Origin of the sequence: Methylobacterium sp. UNCCL125, assembly GCF_900116795.1 — a bacterium.
GTDB classification, from domain to species: Bacteria; Pseudomonadota; Alphaproteobacteria; order Rhizobiales; family Beijerinckiaceae; genus Methylobacterium; species Methylobacterium fujisawaense.
The window spans coordinates 76,863-101,688 of record NZ_FPBW01000007.1 but is presented as its reverse complement, the minus strand read 5'-3'; the positions used below and the strand labels follow the sequence as shown (position 1 = coordinate 101,688).

21 protein-coding genes and 1 tRNA gene are annotated in these 24,826 nt (G+C 70.4%); 8 read left to right on the top strand and 14 right to left on the bottom strand.

Annotated features, from left to right (window positions below; genetic code table 11):
• The first annotated feature begins 362 nt into the window (after positions 1-362).
• The 4 genes from BM396_RS32710 to BM396_RS08595 all read left to right on the top strand — a co-directional run bounded on the left by BM396_RS32710 (position 363) and on the right by BM396_RS08595 (position 2,886).
• Positions 363-788 carry a hypothetical protein gene (locus BM396_RS32710; protein ID WP_043379287.1) on the top strand — a complete coding sequence of 142 codons (426 nt, stop codon included), beginning with the start codon at positions 363-365 and terminating at the stop codon, positions 786-788.
• A 3-nt stretch (positions 789-791) separates the two neighbouring features.
• Complete coding sequence (locus BM396_RS08610) at positions 792-1,025, top strand: hypothetical protein (RefSeq protein WP_043379290.1); 234 nt, start codon at positions 792-794, stop codon at positions 1,023-1,025.
• 70 nt (positions 1,026-1,095) lie between these two features.
• Positions 1,096-1,557 carry a hypothetical protein gene (locus tag BM396_RS08605; RefSeq protein ID WP_043379293.1) on the top strand — a complete coding sequence of 154 codons (462 nt, stop codon included), beginning with the start codon at positions 1,096-1,098 and terminating at the stop codon, positions 1,555-1,557.
• A gap of 177 nt (positions 1,558-1,734) precedes the next feature.
• Entirely contained in the window at positions 1,735-2,886 is a 1,152-nt protein-coding gene (locus BM396_RS08595) for a tyrosine-type recombinase/integrase (protein WP_043379297.1), read from the top strand.
• A gap of 12 nt (positions 2,887-2,898) precedes the next feature.
• On the opposite strand, the gene BM396_RS08590 is transcribed toward BM396_RS08595, so the two are convergent.
• From BM396_RS08590 to BM396_RS08570, 5 genes are all read right to left on the bottom strand, one after another.
• Positions 2,899-2,975, bottom strand: a tRNA-Arg gene (locus tag BM396_RS08590).
• Positions 2,976-3,100: 125 nt separating this feature from the next.
• Positions 3,101-3,841 carry a nucleotidyltransferase family protein gene (locus BM396_RS08585; protein WP_043379300.1) on the bottom strand — a complete coding sequence of 247 codons (741 nt, stop codon included), beginning with the start codon at positions 3,839-3,841 and terminating at the stop codon, positions 3,101-3,103.
• A gap of 19 nt (positions 3,842-3,860) precedes the next feature.
• Positions 3,861-5,423, bottom strand: a complete 1,563-nt coding sequence (tsaE, locus tag BM396_RS08580; protein WP_051975932.1) for a tRNA (adenosine(37)-N6)-threonylcarbamoyltransferase complex ATPase subunit type 1 TsaE — start codon at positions 5,421-5,423, stop codon at positions 3,861-3,863.
• A gap of 177 nt (positions 5,424-5,600) precedes the next feature.
• The gene (locus BM396_RS08575; RefSeq protein WP_043379460.1) at positions 5,601-6,884 is read right to left on the bottom strand and encodes an EAL domain-containing protein; all 1,284 of its coding nucleotides are present in this window, start codon (positions 6,882-6,884) and stop codon (positions 5,601-5,603) included.
• An 85-nt stretch (positions 6,885-6,969) separates the two neighbouring features.
• The gene (locus BM396_RS08570; protein WP_043379462.1) at positions 6,970-8,793 is read right to left on the bottom strand and encodes a sigma-54 interaction domain-containing protein; all 1,824 of its coding nucleotides are present in this window, start codon (positions 8,791-8,793) and stop codon (positions 6,970-6,972) included.
• 378 nt (positions 8,794-9,171) lie between these two features.
• Here BM396_RS08570 and cynS point away from each other — a divergent pair, with 378 nt between their 5' ends.
• Entirely contained in the window at positions 9,172-9,660 is a 489-nt protein-coding gene (gene cynS / locus BM396_RS08565) for a cyanase (RefSeq protein WP_051044981.1), read from the top strand.
• 261 nt (positions 9,661-9,921) lie between these two features.
• Positions 9,922-10,437: a hypothetical protein gene (locus tag BM396_RS32120; protein WP_139231560.1), complete on the top strand. Its 516-nt coding sequence runs from the start codon at positions 9,922-9,924 to the stop codon at positions 10,435-10,437.
• A 234-nt stretch (positions 10,438-10,671) separates the two neighbouring features.
• Here BM396_RS32120 and BM396_RS08555 read toward each other — a convergent pair whose 3' ends face one another.
• The 5 genes from BM396_RS08555 to BM396_RS08535 form a co-directional block, all read right to left on the bottom strand.
• Positions 10,672-13,944, bottom strand: coding sequence for an efflux RND transporter permease subunit (locus BM396_RS08555; RefSeq protein ID WP_043379305.1), 3,273 nt, complete (start codon positions 13,942-13,944; stop codon positions 10,672-10,674).
• 338 nt (positions 13,945-14,282) lie between these two features.
• Complete coding sequence (locus BM396_RS08550) at positions 14,283-14,717, bottom strand: tellurite resistance TerB family protein (protein WP_043354888.1); 435 nt, start codon at positions 14,715-14,717, stop codon at positions 14,283-14,285.
• A 93-nt stretch (positions 14,718-14,810) separates the two neighbouring features.
• Complete coding sequence (locus BM396_RS08545; protein WP_043354886.1) at positions 14,811-15,011, bottom strand: DUF3606 domain-containing protein; 201 nt, start codon at positions 15,009-15,011, stop codon at positions 14,811-14,813.
• A 76-nt stretch (positions 15,012-15,087) separates the two neighbouring features.
• The gene (locus tag BM396_RS08540; protein WP_043354884.1) at positions 15,088-15,309 is read right to left on the bottom strand and encodes a YbdD/YjiX family protein; all 222 of its coding nucleotides are present in this window, start codon (positions 15,307-15,309) and stop codon (positions 15,088-15,090) included.
• An 11-nt stretch (positions 15,310-15,320) separates the two neighbouring features.
• Positions 15,321-17,381 carry a carbon starvation CstA family protein gene (locus tag BM396_RS08535; RefSeq protein ID WP_043379307.1) on the bottom strand — a complete coding sequence of 687 codons (2,061 nt, stop codon included), beginning with the start codon at positions 17,379-17,381 and terminating at the stop codon, positions 15,321-15,323.
• Between the two features lie 288 nt (positions 17,382-17,669).
• Here BM396_RS08535 and BM396_RS08530 point away from each other — a divergent pair, with 288 nt between their 5' ends.
• Positions 17,670-18,539, top strand: a complete 870-nt coding sequence (locus BM396_RS08530; RefSeq protein ID WP_043354879.1) for an NAD(P)-dependent oxidoreductase — start codon at positions 17,670-17,672, stop codon at positions 18,537-18,539.
• A gap of 196 nt (positions 18,540-18,735) precedes the next feature.
• Here the strand turns inward: BM396_RS08530 and miaA are convergent, their stop codons facing one another.
• Positions 18,736-19,656, bottom strand: coding sequence for a tRNA (adenosine(37)-N6)-dimethylallyltransferase MiaA (gene miaA / locus BM396_RS08525; RefSeq protein WP_043379310.1), 921 nt, complete (start codon positions 19,654-19,656; stop codon positions 18,736-18,738).
• A gap of 14 nt (positions 19,657-19,670) precedes the next feature.
• Here miaA and serB point away from each other — a divergent pair, with 14 nt between their 5' ends.
• Positions 19,671-20,564 (top strand): phosphoserine phosphatase SerB, encoded by an 894-nt coding sequence (serB, locus tag BM396_RS08520; protein WP_043379312.1) that lies wholly within the window; start codon positions 19,671-19,673, stop codon positions 20,562-20,564.
• Positions 20,565-20,862: 298 nt separating this feature from the next.
• On the opposite strand, the gene BM396_RS08515 is transcribed toward serB, so the two are convergent.
• The 3 genes from BM396_RS08515 to hflK all read right to left on the bottom strand — a co-directional run bounded on the left by BM396_RS08515 (position 20,863) and on the right by hflK (position 24,676).
• The gene (locus BM396_RS08515; protein WP_043379315.1) at positions 20,863-22,401 is read right to left on the bottom strand and encodes a DegQ family serine endoprotease; all 1,539 of its coding nucleotides are present in this window, start codon (positions 22,399-22,401) and stop codon (positions 20,863-20,865) included.
• A 116-nt stretch (positions 22,402-22,517) separates the two neighbouring features.
• Positions 22,518-23,495 carry a protease modulator HflC gene (locus BM396_RS08510; RefSeq protein WP_043379318.1) on the bottom strand — a complete coding sequence of 326 codons (978 nt, stop codon included), beginning with the start codon at positions 23,493-23,495 and terminating at the stop codon, positions 22,518-22,520.
• A complete protein-coding gene (gene hflK / locus BM396_RS08505; RefSeq protein ID WP_043348254.1) occupies positions 23,492-24,676 on the bottom strand; it encodes an FtsH protease activity modulator HflK in 1,185 nt (394 codons plus the stop codon). Before hflK ends, BM396_RS08510 begins: the two co-directional genes overlap by 4 nt.
• Positions 24,677-24,826 lie beyond the last annotated feature (150 nt).

Sequence of the window (24,826 nt, the reverse complement as noted above, 5' to 3'; positions counted from 1 at the left end):
TCGGGCCTCGAGGGCTTGGGGTCTGGCTGCTGAGCGATCCAGGCGTCGAGCGGTCCGAGCAGGCCTGGGGCGACGCGCACCATGATTGGCGTGGCGTCAACGCGAGGACGGCCGCCCTTGCTCTTGGTTTCTGATATTGACAACGCCATAGGTAAGTAATATCAGAAACGGCACGGGCCGCCAAGGTGCTACCAACACCGGGGCGGCCCTGACCAACCCGATCGTGTGAGGATCGAAATGGCTACCCGTCACCCTACACCACCGGCCCGCGCCGGTGAACGCCCCGCTGCGCCCGTACGCCTGATCGCATCCGGCGGACCGGTCACTCGCGCCATCCATGCCTGCCGCCACGGGGGCCGCTGATGGGTGGCAACTATCGCCTTCTCGTCCGCTCCACGGACCTGCGCCAGCGTGCCGCCTCGCTACGGGAGCGCGTCCGCCGCCGGGTGCGGCCCGCGCCGACCATGCCGACACCGGCGGCCGTGGCCGCGGCGATCGATCTGGGGCCGCTGTCCGCGCCGGAGCTCACGGCGCTGCACGATGTGGCGGCGCTGATCGCCGAAATCTGCTCCGCGATCACGTGCCAGCCTCGCAGCATCGCCTTGGCCGCCGACGGCTCTGAGGAGCCCAGCCCGGCCGGCCGCTTCGCCGGTTGGCAGATGAGCGTGTGCACTGCGCTCCTGGACCGGGTCGTCGACCGCCTCGAGGAAGTCGGTGCGCCGGCCGGTCGCGACGGGCTGGAGCAGCAGCTCGTCGAGGTCGTCGAATCCATGCCGTCGAGGTTGTGATCCATGGGCGACGTCATCTCGTTCGAGCCGCGCCCGCCGCGGCAGCGCGCACCCGAGACGCGCTTTCGCATTGAGAGCGCGCTCGCGCTCGCCCTCGACGCCACCGACGAACTGGTGGCCGTATTGGATCAGCTCGACGGTGACGGCGCCGAGCGTGGAAACGCGATCGAGCACCAAACCTCCAAGCCGGCGGCGGAGCGGGTCGTGTGGCTGTCCAACCTGCGACCGGACGCCTAGCGCCGCGCGCAGGAGGCGCGCTTGCAAATGTCTCCTGCCGACATTATAAAACGTCTGTGGGAGACATTTCATGCTGCCTTTGCCCCTTGCCCTCCGCCTCGCTGGCTCCACCCGGAGCAAGTTCAACAACTCGAAGATTAGCGACCACTACAACTTCGCGATCCCGGAAGGTCGTCCCGGGGTCGCCACCATGATCACCGATGAAGCCGCGCTCGACATCGCTTTCGTTACGGCGCTGACGCGTCGGGGGTTCGCGCCCCAGGACGCTAAGACGAAGTCTGCGGAATGGGTTGAACGGATCCAGGACGGCCGCGGCATCGAGCCATACCAAGTGTTCGTCGGAGACGGTCTCCAGATACCCGCCAAATCCGGGAACCTTCGCACCGCGATTGAGCACGCGATCGACCCGACCTACTCCCCCGAGGGGCAGACGTTCCGCCGCGCGACCGACCTCGTCGTCATCAACGTTGAGGAGATCCAGGCGCGCATCAAGGAGTGGAGCGAGCACTTCCCCTCGCAGAACGAGTGCTGAGCGTGCCGCGTCGCCAGGTCATCACCGAGGCCGCGATCAGACGGGCCGTGAACGGGATGCAAGCCGCTGGTCTCAAAGTGGGCCGCGTCGAGATCGAGGATGGCCGTATCGTCGTCTATTCCAGCGACGAGATACGACCGGAGCCCACGTCTAAGCTCGACGCCTGGAGGGGCCGCCGTGACGCGCGTTAGGCTCAAGGGCATCAACACGGTCCGAAAGCAGCTCGCGGACGGCTCACGAGCTGTCTACCGCTACCATCGCGCGACGGGCCTGCCGCTGGAAGGCGAGCCCGGATCGCCAGAGTTCATCGCGTCGTATGCGCGGGCCCAGGAGACGCTTAAGGCTCGGCACAGCGGCGAGACCTTCGCGGCGCTTGTCCGCGCCTATACGACCGCGCCGGAGTTCACCGACCGGCTCGGAGCGGCCACGCAGCGCGAGTACAAGCGCATGCTGACCAAGGCTGAGCCCGAATTCGGTGACATGCCGATCGAGGCGCTTGAGGATCCTCGCGTTCGTCGCGACTTCCTCGACTGGCGGCAGAAGGTGGCCCGGGCCTCGGGCGACCGTGAGGCCGACAACAGGCTCTCCGCCATCTCGGCCATGCTGACCTGGGCGGTCGACGGCAGCCGGCTGCCCGCGAATCACCTGAAGGGCTTCAAGCGCCTCTATCACGCCGACCGCTCGGAGATCGTTTGGCTGCCGGAGCACATCGCGGCGTTCATGGCGGTGGCGCCGATCGAACTGCAGCGGGCCCTGATCCTGGCGCTGCACACCGGCCAGCGCCAGGCGGATATCTTGAGCCTGAAGTGGATCGCCTACGACGGCGAGGTCATCCGGCTCCGACAGGGCAAGAGCCGCCGGAACGGCAAGCCGGGCCCGCTCCTGACGATCCCATGCACCTCGGCGCTACGGGCCATGCTGAACGGGATGGAACGCACCTCGCCGCTGATCCTGACCACCAAGACCGGGCAGCCGTTCCTGAAGCGGTACTTCGCCGAGACGTGGGAGAAGGCGGCCAAGCTCGCAGGCCTGGAGAAGGTCGAGCTCCCGAGCCTCGAAGAGCCGGTGAAGCTTCACTTCCACGACCTGCGCGGGACGGCGGTGACGCTGCTGTCGGAAGCCGGGTGCACGCCGCAGCAGATCGCGACCATTACGGGTCACTCGCTCAAGACCGTGCACGCGATCCTGGAGCGATACCTCGCGCGAACCCGGGGGCTCGCCGAGCAGGCGATCCATAATTTCGAGAACTCACCGCGAACGAAGTTTGCAAACCAACTGCAAACTGTCGATCCAGCCGAGAGAGCCGAAAAGGGAAAAGCTAATGTCTAGCAAAAGGTTAGGTGGCGCGCCCGAAAGGATTCGAACCTCTGACCCCCAGATTCGTAGTCTGGTGCTCTATCCAGCTGAGCTACGGGCGCCTGACACGGCGGCGGGGTCTTGGCCCGCCGGTGTGAAGGGGCTTCTAGAGGCTCGGATCCGGCTTGGCAAGACACTTTGGACAACGACTTGCGCGGCCCATGCGTCCCACCTCGCTCCCCCGGACCTACGGAGTCCGCGCGCTCGCCCGCACGCGCTCCTCGGCGGCCCGGATCGCCTCGGGCGTTCCGACATGCAGCCACTGGCCGTCGAGCCGCATCCCGAAAAGCCGCCCCGCCGCGATCGCCCGGTCGAACAGCAGGTTGAGGGAGAAGGCGCCCGTCGGCGTGTCCGCGAACAGGCTCGGCGTGAGGATCGCCACGCCCGCGTAGATGAAGGGCGCCACCTCACGCTCGCCGCGCCGCTCCAGGCGCCCGTCCGGGTCCATCACGAAGTCACCGGCCCCTTCGTAGCCGAGGCTGGTGGCGGTGGGGGCCACCAGCAACAGGCCATCCATGCGGTCCCCATCCCAGCTCTCGATCAACCGGCGCAGGTTGGAGGCCGGCCCCTCGAGCCAGAACGAATCCGAGTTCAGCACCACGAACGGCCCCGCGCCCAGGAGCGGCAAGGCCTTGCGGATGCCACCGCCCGTCTCCAGCAACGCTCCACGCTCGTCGGACACGAGCGTGGCCGGCCCCTCGGTCCGGCCCGCAAGATGCCCCTCGATCAGGTCGGCGAGATAGTGGACGTTGACGACCGCGGTCCCGATTCCGGCCTCGGCGACCCGGTCCAGGGCGTGATCGAGCAGAGCCTTGCCGGCGACCTCCACCAGGGGCTTCGGCACCGTGGCGGTCACCGGCCGCATGCGCTTGCCCAGGCCCGCGGCCAGGACGAAGGCGCGGCTGACGGCGGGGGCGGGCTCGCTCATGCGGTCGGGAATCCGATGGTCAGGGTTCGGGAGCCGGAGCGACGAGGCCCGGCAGATGATCCGCGTGCCACGCCCGCAGTCCGGCGAGCGCCGGATGGGCGAGGTTGCGGGCGAGATAACCCTCGATCCGCGGCAGATGGGCGAGATAACCGGGCTTGCCGTCGCGCCGGTCCAGGCGCGCGAAGATGCCGAGGATCTTCGTGGCCCGCTGGGCCGCAAGCAGCGCGTAGGCGGTGGCGAAGGCCCCGACATCGAAGGCCGGGTCCCGGCCGCGGCGCTCGCGGGCGTAGAGGCCGAGCAGCCGCAGCTCGAACTCGGCGCTGGAATCGACCCGGGCATCCTGCAGCAGGGAGGCGACGTCGTAGGCCGGGTGGCCCATCACGGCGTCCTGGAAGTCGATCAGCCCGACCCGCTCCAGCCCGTCGCGCTCGGGCAGCCAGATCAGGTTCGGGGAGTGGTAGTCGCGCAGGGTCCAGGTCGGCCGGTCCGGGATCGCGCCCTGAAGCGCCTCCCGCCACAGGTCGACGAACGCCGCCCGCGCCTCCGCCGTCAGGCGGACGTCCCGGATCGCCGGCGCGTACCATTCGGGCATCAGTTCCGCCTCGAACAGCAGCGCCTCCATGTCATAGGGCGGCAGCACGTGCTCGATCCCGTCCTCCACCGGCAGGGCCGAGGGGAGCGGGTTGGCGTGGAGCTTGGCGAGCACGCGCACGGCCTCGGCGTAGCGCTCGGGCCGCGGGGCGCCCCCCTCGATCACCGGCTCGCTGCCGAGATCCTCGAGGATCAGCAGGCCCTCGGCGAGGTCCTCGCCGTAGATTTTGGGCGCCGAGAGGCCGAGCGCCCGCAGGCCGCGGTCCAGGGCCACGAAGGCGTGGACGCTCTCGGCGAGGTGCACGATCGCGCTGTAGGGCTTGCCGTCCCGCACCGGGGGCCCGTCCGGCCGAGGCGGCGCGATCATCAGCACGGCGCTGGTGCCGTCGGGCTTGGTCAGACGCTCGTAGGCGCGGGAGGAGGCGTCCCCCTGCATCAGCGTCCGCTCGGCGATGTCCCACCCGCTGCGGTCGAGGAGGCGGCGCACCGCCCGGGCCCGATCGAGGCGGGCGCGCATGCCGCCGGTGCCGTCGATCCGGGCGAGCCGCGCCTCGGGGCCGAACTCCGCCCGCAGGGACAGGTCGACGGTCAGCACCGGACCGTCGCGGGGCGGCATCCGGTCCGGCCACTCGACCAGGGTGATCGCGCCCTCGGCCATCTCGTCGAAGCCGAGTTCCACCAATTCGTCCGGGTCACGCAGCCGGTAGAGGTCGGCATGGATGATCGGCCGACCATCCCGGGCCGCATAGGGCTGGATCAGCGTGAAGGTCGGGCTCGGAACCTCCAGCTGCGCGTCGCCGGCGAGTTCGCGGATCACCGCGCGGGCGAGCGTGGTCTTGCCGCCGCCGAGGCCACCCGACAGGGCGACGACGTCGCCGGGGAGCAGAAACTCGGAGAGGAACAGGCCGAGATCCTCCGTGGCCGTCTCGTCCGGCAGCACGAATTCCCAGGGCACCGGCCGCGCGGATGCGCCTGCCGCCCCATCGGCCATCTGCCCGTCCCGCTCGTCTCCGCCCAAAGCCCGCCTCCGAGACCCGAAGACGCATGGTCCGAAAACACGCACCGGATGCAAGCGTTTCCGCCCGGAGCCGCGCGCTTCCCGCCGGCCCGGTGCATCGAAACCACGCTCGCGGAGGCGGCAAACGTCGCCGCCGAGGCCCGGACTCCCTCAGATCTGGGCGCCGTGGCCCCCCTGCCGCCCGGAATCGGCCAATTCGGCCGGCCCGCACCGCCAGCGCAGGGCATCCCAGGCAGCCGCCGCCGCAAGGGCATCGGCCTGCGGCATCGGACGACCGAAATGGTAGCCCTGGCCCAGGGCGCAGCCCATCGCCGCCAGGGCCTCCGCCTCGGCGCGACCCTCGATGCCCTCCGCGACCGCCGCGACCCCGATCTCCTCGGCGAGCCGCAGGATGGTCTGGACGATCCGGCGATCGCGCGGCTCCGACAGCATGGCCCGGACGAAGGCCCGGTCGACCTTCAGCGTGGTGATCGGCAGGGCGCTAAGATGACTGAGCGAGGAATAGCCCGTGCCGAAATCGTCCACCGCGATGCCGAGGCCGGCCGCGCGGCAGCGCGCGAGGGCGGCGGCGGCGCCGGCCGGATCCTGCATCAGCGTGCTCTCGGTGATCTCGAGCTTGAGGGCCCCGGGGGCGATACCGGTCCGGCGCAGCATCGCGTCGATCAGGCCCGGAATGTCCGACCGGGCGAGGTCCTGGGCGGTGACGTTGAAGCTGACGAACAGGGAGGCTTCGACGGAGGCGGGGGCCTGCAGGCCGGCCTGCAGGATCGGGGGCACGATCCGGCCGATCTCGCCGATCACCCAGGCGGTGATGGCGACGATCAGGCCGCTCGCCTCGGCGGCCGGGATGAAGGCCGCGGGCGGCACGAGCCCGCGCTCGGGATCGTGCCAGCGGATCAGGGCCTCGAAGCCGGCGAGCCGCCCGGTGGCGAGCCGCACGATCGGCTGCAGGAACAGCGCGAACTCGTCCTGGGCCAGGGCCCGCCGCAAGGCGCGCTCCTGCGCGAGGGCGGCGACCGTCGCGTCGAAATCGGCTCGGGCGGCCGGCGACAGCGCCGCCGGCCGGCTCCCCGCCACCGCCGGTCCGAGGCGCGGCAGGGTCTCCCGGAACCGGGCGATGAGCCCCTCGAGGCAGAGGCGCAGGATCGGATCGGCGCCGGCGAGCCGCTGGCGGATCTGCGCCGCCCCCACGGGCACGAGCACGCAGTCCTCCTCGGCGCGGACACCGGCGGAGCGCGGGAGGGCGTCGAGGATGGCCATCTCGCCGAAGAGCTCGCCGGCCCCCCGCCGGCCGAGCACCGTCTCGCCACCGTCGCGCCGCCGGAAGATCGCGATGCGCCCGCTCAGGATCAGGTAGGCACAGTGCCCGATCGCCCCCTCCTCGAACAGGACGGCGCCGGCCGGGAGGGTGACGGGCTCGGAGAGATCCTGCATCGGCCGGGGCGCTGCGACGTCGACGGGGAAGGCCGGAGCGACCCCTGGCACAGCGATCTTAAGATCGGATCAAGGACCTGCCGGATCAGCCGCGCGGGATCCCGTGGGCCTTGATCCGCGAGGCGAGCGTCGTCGGGCGCAGGCCGAGCAGCTCGGCCGCGCCGCCCGGCCCGGAGACCCGGCCGCCCGCCAGGGACAGGGCGGCGACGATCTCGGCGCGATCCCGGGCGCGGCGCTCGGCCTCCGTGGCCGGCCGCCCGCCGGGCGCCGCGGCCGGTGCGGCCAGGTCCGTGGGCCCGGTCGCCTCGCCGTCGGGCAGATCGAGGCGGAGCCGGCCCCCGGCGGAGAGGATCACCGCCCGCTCGATCACGTTCTCCAGCTCGCGGACGTTGCCGGGCCAGGGATAGCGGCAGAGGCGGCGGACATCGCCCTCCGAGAGCCGCGGCTCCGGGACGGTGAGGCGGCGCGCGGCGACCCGGAGCAGGTGCAGGGCGATCGGCGGGATGTCCTCGGGCCGCTCGCGCAGGGGCCGCGCCTGGATCGGGAAGACGTTGAGGCGGAAGTAGAGATCCTCCCGGAAGCGGCCCGCCCGGACCTCGGCGCGCAGGTCCCGATTGGTGGCCGCGACCACGCGCACGTCCACCGCGCGGGTGCGGGCCTCGCCGACCGGCTCGAAGGAGCGCTCCTGCAGGACGCGGAGCAGCTTGCCCTGGAGGTCGAGGGGGATCTCGCCGACCTCGTCGAGGAACAGCGTGCCGCCATCGGCGAGTTCGAACCGCCCGATCCGGTCGCGCAGCGCCCCGGTGAAGCTACCCCTGACATGGCCGAAGAACTCGCTCTCGAACAGCTCGCGGGGGATCGCCGCGCAGTTCACCCGGATCATCGGGCGGGCGCTGCGGCGGCTCGCCTCGTGGATCGCCCGGGCGATGAGTTCCTTGCCGGTGCCGGATTCGCCGGTGATCAGCACCGTGGCGTCGGTTCCGGCCACGAGGTCGACTTGGCGCAGCGTGGCCGCGATGGCGGGGGAGCGGCCGATGATGCCCTGGTGCTGGCGCTCGGCCCGGATTTCCTCCTTGAGATAGGCGTTCTCCAGCTCGAGGCGCTCCCGGAGGGAGTCGACCTCGGCGAGCGCGCTCGTCAGCCGGGCCTCGGCCTCCCGGCGCTGGCTGATGTCGCGAAACACGATGACGGCGCCGAGCAGGCGTCCCCGGTCGCGGATCGGCGTCGAGGTGTACTCGACCGGGAAGGACGTCCCGTCGGCGCGCCAGAAGACCTCGTGATCGACCTGATGCACGATCCCGTCGCGGAACGCCGCGTAGATCGGGCAGTCGCGATGGGGGTAGTGGCTGCCGTCGGCGCGGGTGTGGTGCACGGCGGCATGCATGTCCCGGCCGACGAGGTCGGCGGCCTCGCAGCCGAGCATGCGCGCGGCAGCCGGATTGACGAAGGTGGTCACGCCCTCCGCGTTGACGCCGTAGATCCCCTCCCCGGCCGCGCGCAGGATCAGCTGGTTGCCCCGCTCGATGTCGCGGAAGATCCGCTCCATCCGCTGCCACTCGGAGAGGCCCGCGCGCATATGGGCCTCGGCCTCGCCGTCGACCTGACGGCGGTGGAGGGCGTCCGGATCCGCGAGCGCCACGACGAGGCGCATCTGTTCGCCCGGAAGCGGGAAGGCCACGGTCTCGACCCGCAGGTCGCGGCCCGCCGCGTCGCGGGGCGCCAGGGTCCGCGTCCACCAATGCCCTTTCGCCAGGACGGCCTGGGTGAACGCCGTGAGGGCCGCGAGCTGGCCCGGAAACAGCGCGCTGGCCCGGGCCCGCCGCAGCGCCGGACGCCCGTGACCGAGCAGACGCGCCGCCGCCGCGTTGGCGTCGGCGATCCGGTCCTCCTCGGGCAGGAGCACCAGCATGGGATCCGGGCTCGCCTCGAAGACCGCCCCGAACGCGCCCATCTCGCGGGTGTCACGATATGTCGTCATGGTCTGACGATATCTCGTTTCCAACGAGATGTCGTGATTCTCGCACTGGCCGGCCAACCTCCTGCCGGCGCTGGCGATTCCGGAATTTCCGCGGCTGGCATACCGCTTGCGCAGCGAAGGGGGTCCGCCCGTCGTCCGGCGCCGCTCCCGATAGCGGCCAGGCCGATGATCGGCGGATGTCCGCGTCCGGTCGCGACCGTATCCCCTCACCGGTCGCGATCCGGACGCGCACCCCGCATCGGGGTGGGTGGGGCCGCGGACGACGCGGCCTCACCGAACCCATCGCAGATTGAAACCCAGGAGCCGACCATGAAGCGCGAGGACCTCACCGAGAAGCTTCTCGACATCAAGCGCGAGAAGGGCTGGACCTGGAAGCACATCCACGAGGCGATCGGCGGCCTGTCGCCGTTCCTGATCACCGCCGCGTGCCTCGGCCAGATGAAGCTGCCGAAGGCCCAGGCCAAGCGGGCGGCCGAACTCTTCGGCCTCACCGAGGCGGAGGAGCGGATGCTCAACGAGCCGCCCTACCGCGGCTCGATCCCGTCGCTGCCGCCCACCGACCCGCTGATCTACCGGTTCTACGAGCTGGTGATGGTCTACGGCACGACCTTCAAGGAGCTGATCCAAGAGGAGTTCGGCGACGGCATCATGTCGGCGATCGACTTCAACATGGACATGGCCCGCGAGGCCAACAACAAGGGCGACCGGGTGAAGCTCACCATGTCGGGCAAGTTCCTGCCGTACAAGTATTACGGCAACGACGACGACACGCCGGAATACGGCTTCAAGGAGGGCTGAGGACATTCGTGCGGTCCGCACGGGCCAGCGGTGTCCGGGCGTGGCGGTTCCGAACCGACGCCCGCCGCTCCTCTCCCCCTGCGGACCACCGGATCCACACCGCTCGGTCTGACACCCCGTTCCGACAGGGCAGCGCGCATCCCCTCCCCCTGCCGGGAGGGGTTACGGGTGGGGTGGTGCAGAAGGCACCGCACCGCCTCATCCTGCGCCCCCACCTCCAACTCCACCCCGCAAGGGGGAGGAGCGCGGCTCCGGCAAGCGATGGCGTGGATCTCGTCGCCCCGGAGGCCGCAGGGCGCGCGCGGCGTCCGTCAGGGCCTGAACCCGATCGATCCCGTCAATCCGCCGGACGCCTCCGATCCGCGACGATCCCGGCTGCGCTGTCGCGCCATGGCGTGCGCCGCATTCCGTTCGGATTGTCTCCGTCGATCAAGCAGCGCACGAAAAATCCGCAAGACTGCGAGGGTCGGTCCTGACGGCAACGACCAAGCGAGGGAGAGGGCGATGTCGCATCTGAAGTTGGCGGGGTTTTCCGTCGCCGCAGCCCTCGCGCTCGGCCTGGGAAGCGGCGCGATGGCAGCGCCCTTCGGCACATCTCGGCCTGCGGTCGAGGCGGCCGGCGTCGCAGACGGGTTGATCCTCAAGGCGCAGACCCTCGGCATGGAGCGTCGGCACGATCGCAGGATGGATCGACACGAGCGACGCATGGACCGGCAGGTCAACCGGCAGGACCGGAGGATGGATCGGCACGAGCGACGGATGGAGCGGCGCTACTGATCGGATAGGCACCGCACGACGCCACCACGCCGGGCCGAGGCTGTTCCTGCCGTAGACGTATCACGGCAACGCCGACGACACGCCGGAATGCGGGTTCAAGGAGAGGTGAGCCGTTTCCCCTCCTCCTTATGGGGTGGGGCTCGGGAAGGTGCAGGATCGAGCGTCCCGGCGCCGCCTGCCCCCCACCTCCGACGCCTCCCCACGCGGGGGAGGCGAGAGCCGCGCGTCCGGCGCTCAGGCCGCCGCCGGTCGCCCCTCCGGCTCCAGGTAATCCTGCACCGGCCGGGCCGGACCGCCGCGCATCAGCACGTAGAGGAACGGCACCAGCAGCAGGGTCGCGGGCGTCGCGAAGGCGATGCCGCCCATGACGGCGCGGGCCAGCGCCGCGTTCTGCTCGCCGCCCTCGCCGGTGCCCAGCGCCATCGGGATCAATCCCAAAAACATCGCCGAGGCGGTCATCAGCACCGGCCGGAGCCGGGTCTCGCCCGCGGTGATCGCCGCCTCCAGGGCGCTGCAGCCCGTCGCCTCCCGGTGCTCCTTGGCGAAGGTGACGAGCAGGATCGAGTTCGCCGAGGCGATGCCCACCGACATGATCGCCCCGAAGATCGACGGGATCGAGAAGGTCGTGCCGGTGACGAACAGCGCGAAGGTGATGCCGCAGAACGCCATCGGCAGGGCCGCGATCACCACGAATGGGTCGCCCCAGCTCTGATAGTTCACCGCCATCAAGAGGTAGACGGCGATCAGCGCGATGCCGAGGCCGATCTCCAGGCGGAAGAAGGCCGAGCGCATGTTCTCGATCTGGCCGCGCACCACGATCTTGTCGGGCGCCTCCAGGTTCTTCTGCTCGTCCTGGACGATCGCGTCGATCGCGCGGGCCACCGTGCCGAGATCCCGGTCCTGCACCGAAGCGAAGATGTCGAAGGTCGGCTGGATGTTGACGTGGCTGATCATGGTCTGCGTCGGCGTCCGACGGATGTCGGCGAGGCTCGAGAGCAGGGTGAGCACGCCGGGGCCCGAGCCGGAGGTGGCGGCCGCGCGCACGAATATCGGCGTGTTGCGCAGATCGGTGAGTGAGCTGTTGCGGTATTCGGGCGTCTGCACCCAGAGCTGATAGGGGATGCCGGTCTTCGGGTCGGGCCAGAAGTTCGGCGTCACCTGGTAGCTGCCCGACAGCGAGATGTTCATGTTCTGCGCCACCTGCTGCTCGGTGAGGCCGAGTTCGGAGGCGAGGCGCCGGTCGACGTCGACGTAGAATTGCGGCGCGTTGACGATCTGTTGCAGGTGGACGTCGACGAGGCCCTTCGTGTGCTTCAGCCGCTGGACGATGCGCTGGGCGACCTCCAGATCCTTCTCCTTGTGCCGGCCTGAGACCTGCACGTCGATCGGTGTGAGGACGCCGAAATTCAGGATCTGGGTGATCATGTCGGCGGGCTGGAAATAGACGGTCACGTCGGGGAAGCGCTTCATCAGCACGTCGCGCAGGCGCTTCATGTAGCCGGCCACCGGGCCGTGCCCCTCCTTCAGGCTGATGAGCATCTGCCCGTCATTGTAGGAGACGAACGAGCCGTCCGAGAACGCGAAGTTGTAGTTGTTCGACGGCAGGCCGAGATTCTGCAGGATCTGATCGATCTCATCCGCCGGGATCACCTCGCGGACGGTACCCTCGACCTCGGCGAAGACCTGCCGGGCGGTCTCGATGCGCATGCCGGTGCGGGTGCGCAGATGCAGGGTCATCTGGCTCGCCTCGATCTGCGGGAAGTAATCCTGGCCCACGAAGGCGAACAGCACGCCGGTCAGCCCGAGCACGCCGCCGACGACGCCGACGGTGACGATCCGGTGGCGCAGCACCGCGTGGAGCAGGCCGACATAGCCCCGGTGGAACCGCGCGAAGCCGCGCTCGAAGTGGCCATGGATCCAGCCGGCGAGCCGCATCACGGGGGCGCCGACGAGACCGGCGGCCCGGGCGATCCGGCCCCGGCGGGGGGCCTCGTGCTCCGCCCGGTCCTTGGCGTGCTTCTGCCGGTATTCCGGCGCCACGATCACGTCGATCAGCAGCGGCACCAGGGTGCGCGAGAGCAGGTAGGAGGTCAGCATCGCGAACACGACCGCGAGCGCCTGCGGGGTGAACAGGTATTTCGGCGTGTCGGTCAGCGCGAACACCGCCGTGAAGGCCGCGCAGATCGCGAGCGTTGAGATCAGCGCCGGCTTGGCGATGCCGGCGGCGCCGTGGACCACGCTCTCGCGGAACTCCTCGCCCTCTTCGAACAGCCGGTAGGTGTTCTCGATCGCCACCGTGGCGTCGTCCACCAGGATGCCCACCGCCAGGGCGAGGCCGCCCAGCGTCATCACGTTGATGGTCTCGCCGAGCGCCGCCAGCACCGCGAGCGAGGTCATCACGCAGAGCGGGATCGAGATCAGCACGATGATGGTCGAGCGCCAGGAGCCGAGGAACAGCAGGATCGCCAGCCCCGTCAGGGCCGCGGCGGTCAGCGCCTCGTGCAGCACGCCCTCGATGGCGTTCGACACGAAGACCGACTGGTCGAACAGCGGCTTGATCGACAGGCCGTCGGGGGCGGCGGCGCGGATCGTCGGCATCGCCGCCTTGACGTTGTTGACGACGTTCAGCGTCGAGGCGTTGCCGTTCTTGATGATCTGCATCAGCACGGCCTGCTGGCCGTCGGCGCTGACCACGTTGACCTGCGGCGGGCCGCCGTCGCGGACATAGGCGACGTCGCGCATCAGCACGGGCTGGCCGGCCACAACCTTGATCGGCGCGAGGTTCAGGGTCTCGATCGAGGGCGGGGTGCCGTTGAGCTGGACCGGATATTGCTGCTCGCCGATCTTGGCGAGGCCGGACGGCACCGTCAGGTTCTGGGCCGTCATGGCGTTGGTGACGTCGAGCGGCGTCAGGCCGAGCGCCTGGAGGGCGTTCAGGTCGAGATCGACCATGATCTGCCGGGGCGCACCGCCGAACGGCGACGGCAGGGTCGAGCCCGGGACCTGCGCGAGGGTCTGGCGGATCCGGTACTGGGCGTAGTCGTAGACCTCGTTGAGGCTCTGCTTGGCCGAGGTCAGGGCGAGCTGGATCACCGGCACCGAGGAGGCGGAGTAGCGCACGATCACCGGCGGCTGCGTGCCGGTGGGCATCACGGCGCGGATCGAGTTGGTGGAGGAGACCACCTGGGCGATGGCGAGATCCAGGCTGACGGACGGGTCGAAGTAGATCCGCTGCACCGCCGTGCCCTGGAGCGTCGTCGACTCCATCCGTCGGATGCTGTTGACGTTATTGGAGATCCCGTATTCGGCGTAGGTCGTGATGCGCTGTTCCATCTCCGGCGCCGACAGGCCGGTATAGGTCCAGACCACCACGACGACCGGGATGTCGACGACCGGCAGCACGTCCTTGGGCGTGACGAGGATCGCGCCGACGCCGCCGAGCATCATCAGCACGGCGAGCACGTAGGTCGTGATCCGGAACTTGAGGGCGTAGAGGACGAGGCCCATGCGGTCTCCGCCGGCCGGCGGCGGGCCGGCAATTCCGCGCTGTGTACCGGCTCACCGGCTAGACCCGGATTGTTTCGCGATCACGTCCGATCAAGCAAGGGCCGGACCGCATCGCCGCAGGGTTGCGGTCGCCCCCCCTCATGCCCCGCATCCCGCTGCGCCCTCATCCTGCGGTGCCCGCGTCGCGGGACTCGAAGGCGGGCGCCAGGGATCGCGGCGCCGACTGGCGGTCTGCTTCGAGGCCTCCGCGGCGCTCCGGCCCTTCAGGATGAGGGGGCGGGTTGGCGAGACATCTCGGCGCAGCGTCCCCGCGTCCGCCGGGCGCTGCGCCCTCTGGATCACCGCAGCAGCGCGGACTTGTCGACCTGCAGCGCGGCGGCGATCTCGTCGAGCGCCTTGTGCTCGACCGCGCTGATCCCGTCGATATCGGCCACGTCGGCGCCGATCAGGAACACGTCCTGGCGCTGCTCGATCGGCCGCTCCGCGATGGCGCCGACGTGGCGCAGGTTCTCAATGCGCCCGGCCCGGGTCTTGGCTCGGGCGATCGCCTCATAGAGCTCCTGCTCGACGCGCAGCGTGTCGTACGATTTCTCGAGGATCGGGTTGGCGCGAATGCCGGTGATGGCCGACTCGATCTCCTCCTCGCCCACGTCCCCATCCGCCACGATGACGTTGGCGGCGGACGAAACCGCAGCCTGCAGGAAGACCGCGTCGCCCGCATACGACATGATCGTGCGGCCAAACCGAAGGATGGCGTCCTGGAAAATGCTCATGCCGACCTCCCGTCGGGCCTGAGATGGCGGATATTGTGGCCGCCGAGTCAAGATGCGGCCGAGCTTAAGCCCGGGATCGTGGAGGACGAGCGTTCAGGTGGCGGGCTCGTGGCCCGGCCAGTCCCGCCCGAGATGGGCCGCCACGCGGGCCGGATCGTCGCCGACCGCCGCCACGGCGGCCTCGACCTGCTCCACCGGAACCATGAACCGGCGCGCCCAGTAGGCCCGCTCCCAGGCATGGGCGATGTTGACGGCCCGGGGCTCGATCGGGGCCTGCACGCTCTCGTCGGTCATCGGTGCTCCGCGTCTCGCGAGGGCGGGGCGGCCCTCCGGCCTGGAGAACGCCGGCCGGGCCGCATCGGGTCCGCGCTCAGCAGCAGCGGAAGCCCGCGGTGTTGCCGACGCCGAAGCGGGCGTTCTCTCGGTTGCGGAAGAACTCCACCTCGGTCATCGGCGCCTGGTCCGGATGGGTGCGGCGGACATGCTCGGCATAGGCCGCGTAGTCCCCCTGCCCCACCATCAGACGGGCGCCGTCGCAGACGCATTTGGACAGCGTCCGGAGGCGATCCCGCAGGTTCGACGGCTGCCGCATGGCCCTCCCCCCTACTCCGCCGGGACCATGTGGGGCTCGGTCTCCAGGGCGGTCCAGCGATCCGCGCGCCACGCCTTCAGGCAGGCGGCGATGCCGAAGCCCGCGATGGCGACGACGAGGCCGATGAACAGGGCCGCCAGCACCGCGTCGATCCGGTCGTTGAGGATGATCTGGCTCATCTGGTCGGCGTTCTTGGCCGGGGCCAGGATCTTGCCCTCCGCGGCGGCGGCCGCGTAGCGCTGGGCGTGCGCCAGGAAGCCGATCTTCGGATCGGCGGAGAAGATCTTCTGCCAGCCGGCCGTGAGGGTGCAGATGCACAGCCACGCGGTCGGGATGATGGTCACGAACGCGTAGCGCTCGCGCTTCATCTTGAAGATCACCACCGTGCAGAGCGTCAGCGCCACCGCGGCCAGCATCTGGTTCGAGATGCCGAAGAGCGGCCACAGGGTGTTGATGCCGCCGAGCGGGTCGGTCACCCCCTGGTAGAGGAAGTAGCCCCAGGCCCCCACCGAGATGGCGGTGGCCGCGATGCTCGGCCCCCACGACGTGGTGTTCTTGAACGACGGCACCGCCAGCGCGACCAGATCCTGCACCATGAACCGGCAGGCGCGGGTGCCCGCGTCCACGGCCGTGAGGATGAACAGCGCCTCGAACAGGATCGCGAAATGGTACCAGAAGGCCATCATCGCCTTGCCGCCGATGGCCGACGAGATGATGTGGGCCATGCCCACTGCAAGCGTCGGGGCGCCGCCGGCGCGGGAGATGATCGTGTGCTCGCCGACATCGGCGGCGGTCTGGGTGATCACCTCCGGGGTGGTGGCGAAGCCGAGCTTGGTCACCGCGGCGGCGGCGGTCTCGGGCGTGGTGCCGAGCAGGGCGGCGGGCGAGTTCATGGTGAAGTAGACGCCGGGGTCGATCACGCAGGCCGAGACCAGCGCCATGATCGCCACGAAGGATTCCATCAGCATGCCGCCGTAGCCGATGAAGCGGGCATCGGCCTCGCTGGCGATCAGCTTCGGGGTGGTGCCCGACGAGATCAGGGCGTGGAAGCCCGAGACCGCGCCGCACGCGATGGTGATGAACAGGAACGGGAACAGGCTGCCCGCCCAGACCGGACCGGTGCCGTCGACGAACTTGGTGACCGCCGGCATCTGCATGTGCGGCGCCACGACCGCGATGCCGAGGGCGAGGCCCACGATGGTGCCGATCTTGAGGAAGGTCGACAGGTAGTCGCGCGGGGCGAGGAGCAGCCAGACCGGCAGGATCGAGGCGACGAAGCCGTAGCCGATCAGCATCCAGCAGAGCTGCGGGCCCGTGAAGGTGAAAGCCGGGCCCCAGACCGGGCTCGCCGCCACCGAGCCGCCGGCCACGATCGCCAGCATCAGCAGGACGAAGCCCAGGATCGAGACCTCGCCGATCTTGCCGGGCCGGATATAGCGGGAATAGACGCCCATCAGCATGGCGATCGGGATCGTCGACATCACCGTGAAGGTGCCCCAGGGGCTCTCGGCGAGCGCCTTGACCACGATGAGGGCCAGCACGGCCAGCAGGATCACCATGATCAGGAAGGTGCCGAACAGCGCGATGATGCCGGGAATCGTCCCGAGCTCGGCCCGGATCAGCTCGCCGAGCGACCGGCCGTCTCGGCGCATCGACACGAACAGGACCATGAAGTCCTGCACAGCGCCGGCGAGGACCACGCCGGCCAGGATCCAGAGCATGCCGGGCAGGTAGCCCATCTGGGCGGCGAGCACCGGGCCGACCAGCGGGCCCGCGCCCGCGATCGCCGCGAAGTGGTGGCCGAACAGGACGCCGCGGTTGGTGGGGACGTAATCGAGACCGTCATTGTGCCGCACGGCCGGCGTCATGCGCTTCGGGTCGAGGCGCATCACCTTGTCGGCGATGAACTGGGAATAGTAGCGGTAGGCGATCAGGTAGACGCAGACTGCCGCGACCACGACCCAGAGGGCGTTGATGGTCTCGCCCCGCTGGCTCGCCACGATCGCCAGCGCCGCGGCGCCGAGGGCGCCCACGAGGGCCCATGGCCCATGCCTGCCGAGCGCCGTACCCATGTCCCACTCCCTGACCGACCGCCTCGCGCACGGGGCCACGCGCGGGGGCTCCGGCTGGGACTTCGTGGTCCCGGGCTACACGGGCGGGTTATCCTATTGGTCCGCCGTTGACGCAAGCGATCCGAGCTGTGATGCAGCGTCGGCGGCGGCACGACGCCCAATGTGTCACATCGGGTCTCCGGCACGGCCCCGACCCCCTTCACGGCCAGGCTGCCGAGCTCCGTCGCCGCCCGCCGTCGGAGAAGGAAGGGCGCCGGCGCGGTCCGGGCCTGCGAGGAGCTGACAACCATGGCGAAGGTCGCATTCCTGGGTCTCGGCGTGATGGGCGGGCCGATGGCCGGCCACCTCGCCAAGAAGGGTGGCCACGACGTCACCGTCTACAACCGCACCACGCCGAAGGCGGAAGCCTGGGTGAAGACCTATGGCGGTGCCTTCGCCCCCACGCCCCGACAGGCCGCCGAGGGCGCCGAGATCGTCTTCGCCTGCGTGGGCAACGACGACGACCTGCGCAGCGTCGTGCTGGGCGACGACGGGGCGCTCGCCGGCATGACGCCGGGCGCGGTCTTCGTGGACCACACCACCGCCTCCGCCGAGGTGGCCCGGGAACTGGCCGCGGCCGCGGAGGCCAAGGGGCTCGGCTTCATCGACGCGCCGGTCTCCGGCGGCCAGGCCGGCGCCGAGAACGGGGTGCTGACCGTGATGTGCGGCGGCGACGCGGCGACCTACGCCAAGGTCGAGGGCGCGATCGGGTCCTTCGCCCGGGCCTGCCGGCTGATGGGCCCGGCGGGCGCCGGCCAGCTCACCAAGATGGTCAACCAGATCTGCATCGCCGGCCTCGTCCAGGGCCTCTCCGAGGGCGTCCACTTCGCCAAGCGCGCCGGCCTCGACGTGGAAGCGGTGCTCGACGTGATCTCAAAGGGCGCCGCCGGCTCCTGGCAGATGGAGAACCGCGGCAAGACCATGAACGCGGGCAAGTTCGACTTCGGCTTCGCGGTCGACTGGATGCGCAAGGATCTCGGCATCCTGCTGGACGAGGCCCGCCGCAACGGCGCCAAGCTGCCGGTCTCGGCGCTGGTGGACCAGTTCTACGCCGAGGTTCAGGCCATGGGCGGCAACCGCTGGGACACGTCGAGCCTCGTGGCCCGGCTGGAGCGCTGAGGGGCGGCGGCTCCCCTCGCGGTCCGGAGGGGTCGGAAACGGCCCCGTGTACCCCCTCCCTCGCCCCGTCGCGGGAGAGGGGGTGTCGGGCGAGGACAGCGTCGGTGCAGAACAGGATTCTGCTCCGCGTGCAGGCCCTGCCTTCTCCGGAAGCCGGGCTCCCTCACCCGCACGGGGAGGGAGCCCGCGGGAAGCCTCACAGCGCCGCCGCGGCCTCCTCCGGATCCATCCAGCGCCAGTCCTCCCCCATCTGGTGGCGGAACCACGTGAACTGGCGCTTGGCGTAGGCCCGGGTATCCGCCTGTCCCCGGACGATCGCCTCCTCGAGTCCGATCGCCCCCTCGAGATGCGCGATCAGGCCCGGCACGCCGTGGGCGCGCATCACCGGCAGCAGCGGGTCGAGGGTTCGCCTGTGCAGGCGGGCGACCTCGTCCAGCGCCCCTTCGGCGATCATGGTCCGGAAGCGGGCGTCGATGCGGGCGCGCAACACCGCGCGGTCGGGGGCCAGGAAGATTTTTTCGAGGGCCCACCCGGCGAGCGGCCCGGGTATCGGATCGCCGTAGAAGCTCGCGATCGGCCGGCCGGTGGCGAGAAAAATCTCCAGGGCCCGCATCACCCGCATCCGGTCGCTCGGGCGCAGGCGGGCGGCGCCCTCGGGATCGTGGCGGGCGAGGTCGGCGTGCAGCGCCTCGGTGGGGCGGCCCTCGGCCTCTGCCCGCACCTGCGCGCGCACGGCCTCGGGCACCGGCGGCAGCTCCGAAAACCCCTGCTCCAGCGCCCGGAAGTACAGGCCCGTGCCGCCGACGAAGACCGGCCTTTGCCCGCCGAGCGTCGTCAGCAGCGCCGCCACATCCCGTGAAAAATGCCCCACGGAATAGTTCACGGCGCCGTCGACATGCCCGTAGAGCCGGTGGGGCACCCGTGCCTCCTCGTCCGGGTCGGGCCGGGCGGTGAGGCGCCGCAGGTCGCCGTAGACCTGCATGGAATCGGTGTTGATCACCACGCCGCCGTGACGCTCCGCCAGCCGGGCGGCCAGCGCCGACTTGCCCGACGCGGTGGGCCCTGCGATGAGGATCGCCGCCGGGCGCCCCCCGGCTTCCTCCCGGTCTGGCGGCAAGGTGAAACTCCACGATGCTGGTCGCGGTCCTGATAGCAAACCCGGATCGGCCGTCCATCACCGATGCGGTGCTGGCCGAGGCCCGCGCGGTGCTGCGGACGGAGCACCAGCCCCGGATCCTGCACGGCGCGGTGGCGGCCGAGCTGCTCGTCCCGGGCGAGCCCGCCGCCGCGGCGTCCCTCACCGACGCGCTGCGGACGGCCCTCGCCGGTGAACCCATCGACCTCGCCGTGCTCCCCGCCGACGCGCACCGGCGCAAGCGCCTGTTCCTGGCCGACATGGATTCCACCATGATCGAGCAGGAATGCATCGACGAGCTCGCCGGAACGCTCGGCCTCAAGGATCATGTCGCGAGGATCACCGAGCGGGCGATGCGCGGGGAGATCGCCTTCGAGCCGGCGCTGCGCGAGCGCGTGGCGCTCCTGAAGGACATCCCGGTCGGTGCGGTCGACGGGCTGATCGCCGAGCACCTGACCCTGACCCCGGGCGGCCGCACCCTGGTGCGGACGATGCGGGCGCACGGCGCCCACACCTGCCTGGTCTCGGGCGGCTTCACCCTGTTCACCGGCCCGATCGCGGCGATGATCGGCTTCGATGAGCACCGGTCCAACCTGTTGGGCGTGGCGGACGGACGGCTCACCGGCTTCGTGGAGGATCCGATCGTCGGGAAGGCCGAGAAGCGCGCGGCGCTGATCGAACTCCGTGAGGCGCTGTCCCTCGGCCCTGCGGAGACGCTGGCGGTGGGCGACGGGGCCAACGATCTCGACATGCTGACCGAGGCCGGCCTCGGCGTGGCGTTCCGCGCGAAGCCCGCGGTCGCCGCCGCGGCGCGGGTCCGGGTCGAGCACGGCGACCTCACCGCGCTCCTGTACCTGCAGGGCTATGCGGCGGCGGAGTTCGTGGGGTGAGCCCTCACTGAAGGGTGCGGGTCGGGGCGCGGACCGCGCCCGGAACGGCCGGGGCCTGAACGCCGATCGCACCGACCCGCCGGCGCACCGGCTCGACCTTCGCGCAGGCGACGGCGCTCATCGCAGCCGCGATGTCAGAGCGTGTCGATACGCGGAGCTTCTCGATCTCCGGTTGGTTCGCGAACCGCTGCGCCTCGCGGCACCGGCGTGCCGCGCTGCGGCACCACGAGTGTCCTGAACGCAGGAAGGCCGCCGCTCCTCGCGAAGCGACGGCCTTCGATCTCGTGTGGGACAGCGCTCAGTCCAGCCCGACGGCCACGAAACGGACGTCGCCTGTGGCGCTCGCCACCAGCAGCAGCACCGACTTGCGCCCGTCCTTCTTCAGGGCGTCGATCCGCTTGGTCACCTCCGCCGGGGTGCTCACCGCCTCCTGGCCGACCTCGACGATCACCTCGCCGGGCTGGATCCGCTTGTCGGCCGCCGTCGAGTTCGGGTCGACCCGGGTGACGACCACGCCCTTCACGGTGTCCTTGATGGAGAACTTCTTGCGCAGCTCGTCGGTCATGCCGGAGAGGTTGAGGCCCAGCGCCTGCCGGGTGGCGCTCTCGGGCTCCGGCTGGCGCAGGTTGGCGAGCTGCGGCTTGTCGCTGTCCTCCAGGCGGCCGAGGGTGACGGGCTTCGTCACCTCCTCGCCCTTGCGGACCACGACCACGTCGACCTTCTGACCCACGGGGGTCGAGGCCACGATCCGCGGCAGGTCGCCGGAGGCCTTCACCGGCGCACCGTTGAACTTCAGGATCACGTCGCCGACCTCGATCCCGGCGGTCTTGGCCGGGCCCTTCTCGTCGACGCCGGCCACCAGGGCGCCCCGCGCCCCGCCCTTGAGGTTGAGCGCCTCGGCGGTGGTGTCGTCGACGTTCTGGATGCGGACGCCGAGCCAGCCGCGGCGGACCTCGCCGAAATCGCGGAGCTGATCGATCACGGGCTTGGCCGTACCCGACGGGACCGCGAAGCCGATGCCCACCGAGCCGCCGGTCGGCGACAGGATCGCCGTGTTGATGCCGATCACCTCGCCGTCCATGTTGAACAGCGGACCGCCGGAATTGCCCTTGTTGATGGCCGCGTCGGTCTGAATGTAGTTGTCGTAGGGTCCGGACTCGATGTTACGGCCCCGGGCCGAGACGATGCCGGCCGAGACCGAGCCGCCGAGCCCGAACGGATTGCCGATGGCGATGACCCAGTCGCCCGGGCGCATCTTGTCCGAATCGCCGAACGGCACCGCCTTCAGCGGGTGATCGGCCGGGGGCTTCACGCGCAGGACCGCGAGATCGATCTTCGAATCCTTGCCGACGATCTCGGCCTTGAGCTTGGTGCCGTCGTGCAGGATGACCTGGATGTCGTTGGCGTCGCCGATGACGTGGTTGTTCGTCACCACGAGGCCGGCGGCGTCGATGATGAAGCCGGAGCCCAGGGAATTGGACTTGCGCTGCGCGCGCGGCGCCTCGCCGTCACCACCGCCGCCGCCGCGGCCGCCGCGCCGGTTGAAGAACTCCTCGAACAGGTCCTCGAACGGGGTGCCCGGGGGGACCTGCGGCATGGCGCGGCCGCCGCGGGCCTCCACGGTGGTGGAGGCGGAGATGTTGACCACCGCGTCGGTGACCTGCTCGGCGAGATCCGCGAGCGAGGCCGGCCCCTTGGCGAGGGCGGGAACCGGCAGGGCGGCCGCGGCTACGGAGGCGCCGATCAGGATCGAGGCCATCAGCGCGCGGGCGCGGGAACGGGGCTGCGCGGTGGCGCGGCCGAAGGGCGCCACGGGGGCGCTCGCGACGGGGTGCATGGTCGACCTCTTCAAGAACGCGTTTCCGGCGCCGCGGGCCTCGACCGATGATCGGGGGCCCGCGGGTTTTCCTGCAAGGTAGTCTCCGGACGCCGGGGCGCCAACTCGCATCCCGATCAGCGTGCCGTCCCGGCCGCGGACCCGGTGGTGGACCCGGTGGCGGCGCTCGGATCGGCCGGTCCGCGCGGCCCGCGGGCCGCCGGGGCAGGGGGCCGGCCCTGCGGGTCGCTGAAGTACCGGAAGAAGTCCGAAGTCGGGCTGATCACCAGACGGGTGTCGGATCCCTTCAGCCCGCTCTCGTAGGCCTGCATCGAGCGGTAGAAGCTGAAGAAGTCCGCATCCTTGCCGAACGCCTCGGCGAGGATGCGGTTCTTGTCCGCGTCACCCTGTCCGCGCAGCTGCTCGGAGGTCTGCGTCGCGTCGGCGAGGATCACCGTGACCTCGCGGTCGGCCTTGGCGCGGATCGTGGCGGCGATCTGGTCGCCGTTGGCGCGGATGTCGGCGGCCTCGCGCTCGCGCTCGGTTTTCATCCGCCGGTAGACGGCGGCCGAGTTCTGCGCGGGCAGATCGACGCGGGTCATGCGCAGGTCGACGATCTCGATGCCCAGCGCCTTGGCCTGCCGGTTCACGTCCTCCTGGATCTGGTGCATCAGCTGGCCGCGGTCGGTCTTCACGATGGCGTCGCGGGTCGAGCGGGCGAGCACGTTGCGCAGGCCGGAATTGGTGAAGCTCGCGAGCCGCTGGTTGGCGAGCCCGATATTGCCCACCGCCTGGTAGAAGCGGAGCGGGTCGAGGATCCGGTAGCGGGCGAAGGCGTCCACCTCCAGGTTCTGCCGGTCGGCGGTGAGCACCGTCTGCACCGGCAGGTCGAGGTCGAGCACGCGCTTGTCGAACAGGACCACGTTCTCCATGAACGGGATCTTGAAGTACAGGCCGGGCTTCTCCTCGCCGGTGGCGTTGAGGACGGCGCGGACGCGGCCGAACTGCAGGACCAGGGCCTGCTGCATCTGGCCGACGGTGAAGATCGACGCGTAGAGGCCGATCGCGACGATCGCCGCGATCGCGATCAGGCCGGTGCGGAGAGCCTGCTTCATCGGGCGGCTCCCGTCTGGGTCTGGGCGCGGGCGCCGAACTCCGAGAGCGGCAGCACCGGCAGCACGCCGGCGGCGGTCGCCGCCCCGGGCTGCGTCCCGTTCTGGTCGATGATCACCTTGTTCACGGACCCCAGTACCTTTTCCATCGTCTCCAGGAAGATCCGCTCGCGGCTGATCGCCGGGGCGGCCTTGTAGGAGGCGTAGACCTCGCTGAAGCGGGCCGCCTGGCCGGTGGCGTCGGCGGTCGCCTTGGTCCGGTAGGCCTCGGCCTGCTGGACGATCTGGGACGCCTTGCCGCGGGCCTGCGGCACTTCGCGGCTCGCGTAGGTCTTGGCCTCGTTCTGCGCCGTGTCGGCGTCCTGCTGGGCCGCGTTCACGTCGATGAAGGCGGGGCGCACCTCCGGCGGCGGATTGACCGAGACGAGCTGCACCACCTCGATGCGTACGCCGGCGCCGTACTCGTCGAGCGCCTTCTGGACCATCTCCTTCACCTCCTGGGCGATGCTCGACTGCTCGTTGGTGAGGATCGCCTGGATGTTGCGGCGGCCGATCACCTCGCGCATCGCGCTCTCGGAGATCGCCTTGATGGTGCCTTCCGGGTTCTGGAGGTTGAACACGAAGTCGGAGGCCTTCAGCGGGTTGACCCGCCACTGCACCTCGAAATCGAGATCGACGATGTTCTCGTCACCGGTGAGCATCAGGCTCTCGTCCGGCACGTCGCGGGTGCGGCCCTGGCCGTTCGGACCGGCGCGGAAACCGATCTGGATCGAGTTCTGGGAGCCGACATCCGGCTTCACCACCCCGCCGATCGGATAGGGGAAGTTGTAGCGCAGGCCCTCGCCCTTGGTGCCGACATAGCGGCCGAAGATCGTCTCGATGCCGACCTGACGGGGGTAGACGGTGTAGAAGCCGGTGGCGAGCCAGATCGCGACGGCGAGCACGGCGATCACCGCCGCGCTGCGGCCGCCGCCGACACCCTGCGCCCCGCCGCCCCCATAGCCGCCCGAGCCGCCACCGCCGCCCGGGATCAGACCGCGCAGGCGGTCCTGCCCGCGCCGGAGCAGGTCCTCAAGATTCGGCGGCGTCTTGCCGCCGCCGCCGCCACCACCCCAGGGACCGCCGCCGTTGCCGCCGGGCCGGCCCCACGGGCCCCCGCCGCCGCTCTGATTGCTCCAAGGCATCCTAGACGTCGTCTCCTGCCTGTCCGCGCCCGGCCCATACCCCGGCCGGCGCCCCCTGCCTGAACGGCCACGCTCGCCCGCCTAGTCCCGGCCATCCGGATCGATCGCGAGGCGACCGCATCCGGCCTCAAGCCTTAAGAGCCTGCACGC

Bases quoted from the DNA above. Each gene is read 5' to 3' on its own strand.
- BM396_RS08530 (WP_043354879.1), top strand. From the start codon at position 17,670: ATGGCGAAGGTCGCATTCCTGGGTCTCGGCGTGATGGGCGGGCCGATG.
- BM396_RS32710 (WP_043379287.1), top strand. From the start codon at position 363: ATGGGTGGCAACTATCGCCTTCTCGTCCGCTCCACGGACCTGCGCCAG.
- BM396_RS08515 (WP_043379315.1), bottom strand. From the start codon at position 22,401: ATGCACCCCGTCGCGAGCGCCCCCGTGGCGCCCTTCGGCCGCGCCACC.
- BM396_RS08575 (WP_043379460.1), bottom strand. From the start codon at position 6,884: ATGCAGGATCTCTCCGAGCCCGTCACCCTCCCGGCCGGCGCCGTCCTG.
- BM396_RS08540 (WP_043354884.1), bottom strand. From the start codon at position 15,309: ATGCGGCAGCCGTCGAACCTGCGGGATCGCCTCCGGACGCTGTCCAAA.
- tsaE (WP_051975932.1), bottom strand. From the start codon at position 5,423: ATGGCCGATGGGGCGGCAGGCGCATCCGCGCGGCCGGTGCCCTGGGAA.
- BM396_RS08545 (WP_043354886.1), bottom strand. From the start codon at position 15,011: ATGACCGACGAGAGCGTGCAGGCCCCGATCGAGCCCCGGGCCGTCAAC.
- BM396_RS08570 (WP_043379462.1), bottom strand. From the start codon at position 8,793: ATGCTGGTGCTCCTGCCCGAGGAGGACCGGATCGCCGACGCCAACGCG.
- BM396_RS08510 (WP_043379318.1), bottom strand. From the start codon at position 23,495: ATGAAGCAGGCTCTCCGCACCGGCCTGATCGCGATCGCGGCGATCGTC.
- BM396_RS32120 (WP_139231560.1), top strand. From the start codon at position 9,922: ATGGCGTGGATCTCGTCGCCCCGGAGGCCGCAGGGCGCGCGCGGCGTC.
- cynS (WP_051044981.1), top strand. From the start codon at position 9,172: ATGAAGCGCGAGGACCTCACCGAGAAGCTTCTCGACATCAAGCGCGAG.
- BM396_RS08555 (WP_043379305.1), bottom strand. From the start codon at position 13,944: ATGGGCCTCGTCCTCTACGCCCTCAAGTTCCGGATCACGACCTACGTG.
- BM396_RS08605 (WP_043379293.1), top strand. From the start codon at position 1,096: ATGCTGCCTTTGCCCCTTGCCCTCCGCCTCGCTGGCTCCACCCGGAGC.
- BM396_RS08550 (WP_043354888.1), bottom strand. From the start codon at position 14,717: ATGAGCATTTTCCAGGACGCCATCCTTCGGTTTGGCCGCACGATCATG.
- BM396_RS08585 (WP_043379300.1), bottom strand. From the start codon at position 3,841: ATGAGCGAGCCCGCCCCCGCCGTCAGCCGCGCCTTCGTCCTGGCCGCG.
- BM396_RS08610 (WP_043379290.1), top strand. From the start codon at position 792: ATGGGCGACGTCATCTCGTTCGAGCCGCGCCCGCCGCGGCAGCGCGCA.
- hflK (WP_043348254.1), bottom strand. From the start codon at position 24,676: ATGCCTTGGAGCAATCAGAGCGGCGGCGGGGGCCCGTGGGGCCGGCCC.
- BM396_RS08535 (WP_043379307.1), bottom strand. From the start codon at position 17,381: ATGGGTACGGCGCTCGGCAGGCATGGGCCATGGGCCCTCGTGGGCGCC.
- serB (WP_043379312.1), top strand. From the start codon at position 19,671: ATGCTGGTCGCGGTCCTGATAGCAAACCCGGATCGGCCGTCCATCACC.